The organism is Bacillus sp. LR_5 (assembly GCF_042709275.1).
In genome coordinates this window covers 1-4,133 of sequence record NZ_JAVAXX010000410.1, presented here as the reverse complement: position 1 = coordinate 4,133, position 4,133 = coordinate 1, and the positions used below count along the sequence as shown (strand labels likewise).

Genomic DNA, 4,133 nt, shown 5'->3' with positions numbered 1-4,133 from the left:
CGTGGGCCTGGAGATGTTGATAAGGGACAGGTATAAAATCAAGGGAGTAAACATAGGGGAGAGGCATTATGCAATGGATGACATTCACAAGATTGAACGGTTAGCGGCAGCTTCATGGCCGGCTTATTTTCAAAAAAGCGTAGGGCAATGGCTTCTCAGAGCGAATTTTGGCGTAACCAAAAGGGCAAATAGCGTATGGACTTCTGCGGATATGCCTGAAGGGAATTTTCAGCTAGAGGCCGAACTTTTTTATCAAAGTTTAGGCTTACCTGTTTGTTTTCATATTAGCAACGCATCACCGAAAGGGCTTGATGACGCTTTGGCAGACAGCCGTTATGAAAAGGTAGACGAGTGCTTCCAGATGACAGCATTGTGCCGGTCAATTATGAGCCGAACAAATGACAACAGCCGATTTACATACAAGTGGGAACAAGAGCCATCATCTGTTTGGATAGATGAATTTATTCAATTAGAAGGGTTTTCACCCGAGCGTCACAAAGGTTACAAACACATTTTCGAACGCATGCCGCCGTGTAAAACTTTTTTCAAGATGTATGACAAAGAAAGCCTGACAGCGCTTGGCACGGTTTCTGTCATTGATGGTTATGGCGGACTTAGTAATATCGTTGTAGCTGAGGAGCACAGAGGAAAAGGGGCAGGAACCCAAGTGATCAGGGTGTTGACTGAATGGGCAAAAAACAACGGAGCGGAACGCATGTTTTTACAAGTGATGAAAGAAAATCTGGCGGCAGTTTCTTTATATGAAAAAATCGGATTTTCGCCTATATCGGAACACCATTACCGGATTAAAAGATGACCAAAGGAAGGGGTTTGCTGATGGACTCGCTTCAAGAGATGATTTGCGAAAAACGGACATACACACACCTTTATCATTCACATAAGCACGCATACAGCCAATTTCTTTTTCCGCTTGAAGGGAGTATTGATCTTGAGACTGAAGAGCGCCAGGTGAAATTAAAGCCAGATCATTTTTTATATATTCCGCCGGAGTGTGAGCATCGTTTTCGTTCTATCGGAAGAAATGAATGTCTTGTACTGGATGTTCCGCTTCATGCAATGAAAATTGATGAGTATCGTGCAGGATCAGGAATTGAAGCTGCCCTCGATCCTTTCTGGTCTTCGATCAGGTATTTGCTGACAGAGGAAGCAAAGGCCGGAACAGCCAACTCGCTTCATATGCTAGTACAATACATAAAAGAAAAGCTTCAATCCCATAGCTATGCCTCAATTGCATACATTCACAGCCATTTATTTGAGCGGCTGACGATTAAGAAGCTGGCAGAAATCGAGCATTATCACCCAGCTTACTATTCAAGCTGGTTCAAAAAACAGACAGGGAAGTCCCCGCAGAACTATATTGCCGACCTTCGCCTTGAGGAAGCAAAACGAATGCTGATGGAGAGAAATGAAACCCTTACCGTCGTGAGCGAGGCGCTGGGCTTTCAAAACCTTTCTTCTTTTACAAGATGGTTCACGAAAAGCACAGGAATGCCGCCCCGCCTGTATCGAAACACCTTATATTCGGATAAAAAATGATGGCTCTTTCGTTAAAAGAATATTGTATATCTCCTTTACAATAGGAGAAAAAGGAGTTATTGATATGGCAGTTATTGAAGACTTTGAGAAATTGGATATCAGAACGGGAACAATTGTAAAAGCGGAAGAATTTCCTGAAGCAAGAGTACCGGCAATCAAGCTTGTGATAGATTTTGGGACTGAAATCGGCTTAAAACAATCGAGCGCGCAGATCACGAAGCGTTATAAGCCGGAAAATCTCATCAACAAGCAAGTCATAGCAGTCGTGAACTTTCCGCCCCGCCGGATCGCCGGATTTAAATCGGAAGTCTTGGTCCTCGGCGGCATACCCGGCCAGGGCGACGTCGTCCTTTTGCAGCCGGATCAGCCTGTTCCAAACGGCACAAAAATCGGATAACGCAAAAAAAGACGTTTGCCTAAGGCAAACGTCTTTTGCGTATTGAGGCGATGCACCACACGCCACATTCGTGTGTGCCGTAAAGGCATGTACATCGGCTTACACAATTCAGCTCATCGCTATATGAATATAGCATGGAGGGCGAAGGATTGCAAGGATTACTTTGTTTTTGTGATTGAATTTGTCCGTCTAATCAAGATCTTATTATATGAAATGTAATAATTTTTTAGTACAGAAGGTGAGCATGATCTAAGGTAAGCGATTGACCTCATAAGCAACACGTATTCCAGATTCAATCGCGCCTTGCATCCACGCATGAGTGAGTGAGGCGTGTTCTCCGGCGAAATGAATTCTGCCCGCAGGGACAGGAATATAGGGATACAGCTCTAATTCTTGTCCTGGTTCGAAAGCTGTAAAACCTCCCGCAGAATACGGGTACTGGCTCCAGCTAAAAGAAATGCCAGACACAAATTCAGACCACACAATATCACCATAGATTTCAGATAAATTCAGTAAAGTATACTGGATTCGCTCTCCTTCTGAAAGACTGTCCCATATTAGTGCCTCATCAGCCCAAGTATAACTCGCCAGAATGACGGCATGTCCATTTGCTCCAATATTTCTGCTTGGATAATATGAAAAACGAATCGGAAGATCAGTAATAGATTTGCCGCCGCGCTGACCGGCTTTTTCCCAAAATCGGCTTTTAAACTCTATGCCGATTTTTGTTGCACTGATATAGTTTAGCTCACGGATGGCCCTCCGTTTATAGTAAGAGAATGAATGGTATGGTTCGACTTTTACAAATCGCAATGTTGAAAAAGGAATGGTTACAATAGCGAGATCTGCTGTGAACGATGCAAATTCTGCCGTTTGTTGATGCTGACAATGGATCGTAACACTATTTTCACCCTGAGACATTTTCATCATTTTTTGATGGTATAGAATGTTTGTTTTTAATTGAGGAAGAAACGCGTGAGGCAGCAGATCCATACCGCCAGTTATCTCATAGAAGTGAGCGGGCGATGAAAAAAAGATAGATTCCCGCAATACTTCAACAAGGGACATCCCCATATACGCTTCCATATCCAAAAGTACACCGATCATATCGATCGCGCCATATGAAAAATACGTGTTTAAAAAAGAGCTTAACGAATGATTTTTGTATTGTTCTTCGACAATCCGCCAATTTCTCGCTGGATTTTGATTGATAAAATTTAGAATAGGCTGCAGTAAAGAAAGCAACAGCTCTTCAGACGTTTTCCCTTGTTCATTTGGTGCAACTGGATATCTCAATATTCCAGGAGCTCGTTCAAAAACTTGGAGACGTGTTTTGATTCCATTTGCATAAATGATGTCCATCGGGGTTCTGTTGATAAATACATTTGTTGGCAATTTGAATTTTTTGATATATTCTAAGGTTAACGAATGGTTATTCGGTATGCGCATCGGGCCAGCGTTGAAATACAAATCATCACTAAAGGGAGATCTCAAAGTGCAGACACGGCCGCCCGCTCTGCCGCTCGCTTCGAGAATCGTTACTCTGTGACCGGCATTTTTCAACAAAGATGCTGATACAAGCCCGGACAATCCAGCTCCTATAACAAGAATGTGCTTTGGATGCTGTGACGCGCTAAGGCCATTTCTAATGATCTTTACCATGTCATCATTCATTAGAGAATTCAATTTTTGGAGGCACCTCTTTTTAGAATTTATTGCATTATATTCACTGAAAAGAGCACCTATCACGATCTGTTCACATCTTTTGGAATTTGAAAGGTTATTGTTAAAAGGAAATAAAGGGGTGATGTATGTGACTAACTTTGTTCATAAGACGGTAAATGGCTTGAAAAGTCTTTTAGATGAAAAAGGAGCCATTCAATTGTTTTGTTCTGAAGGGGATATCATGGAGTTCCTTGTTACATTTTCACAGGACAAAGCAACCCTTAACGACATTAAAAGCTTTGAAGCTAAACATCAGATTACCCTTCCAGAGGATTATCAGAAGTTCATGACACTGCATAACGGTGCGAAAATTTTTGAGATTCTTTCTGATGGGGAGAATATAGGTGGAGGACTTCAGCTATTTAGCCTTGAAGAGATTGAAGAGGAGTTAAAATATGAGGATTTGTTTGAAGATATCAATGGTATTCCAATTGGCTACTTATTGGAAGAATGC

Annotated in this window: 5 protein-coding genes; 4 read left to right on the top strand and 1 reads right to left on the bottom strand. The window is 42.1% G+C overall.

Features of this window, described 5'->3' with window-relative positions; genetic code table 11:
* Positions 1–73: 73 nt before the first annotated feature.
* From RAC86_RS35965 to csaA, 3 genes are all read left to right on the top strand, one after another.
* Positions 74–817, top strand: coding sequence for a GNAT family N-acetyltransferase (locus RAC86_RS35965; RefSeq protein WP_015251918.1), 744 nt, complete (start codon positions 74–76; stop codon positions 815–817).
* A 14-nt stretch (positions 818–831) separates the two neighbouring features.
* Positions 832–1,557, top strand: coding sequence for a helix-turn-helix domain-containing protein (locus tag RAC86_RS35960; protein ID WP_015251919.1), 726 nt, complete (start codon positions 832–834; stop codon positions 1,555–1,557).
* Positions 1,558–1,621: 64 nt separating this feature from the next.
* A complete protein-coding gene (csaA, locus tag RAC86_RS35955) occupies positions 1,622–1,954 on the top strand; it encodes a chaperone CsaA (RefSeq protein WP_116316649.1) in 333 nt (110 codons plus the stop codon).
* Positions 1,955–2,203: 249 nt separating this feature from the next.
* Here csaA and RAC86_RS35950 read toward each other — a convergent pair whose 3' ends face one another.
* Positions 2,204–3,640: a flavin monoamine oxidase family protein gene (locus tag RAC86_RS35950; protein WP_377886714.1), complete on the bottom strand. Its 1,437-nt coding sequence runs from the start codon at positions 3,638–3,640 to the stop codon at positions 2,204–2,206.
* Between the two features lie 127 nt (positions 3,641–3,767).
* On the opposite strand from RAC86_RS35950, the gene RAC86_RS35945 reads away from it, so the two are divergent.
* Positions 3,768–4,133: SMI1/KNR4 family protein (locus RAC86_RS35945; RefSeq protein ID WP_377886713.1), on the top strand; the 366-nt coding region annotated here is incomplete at its 3' end.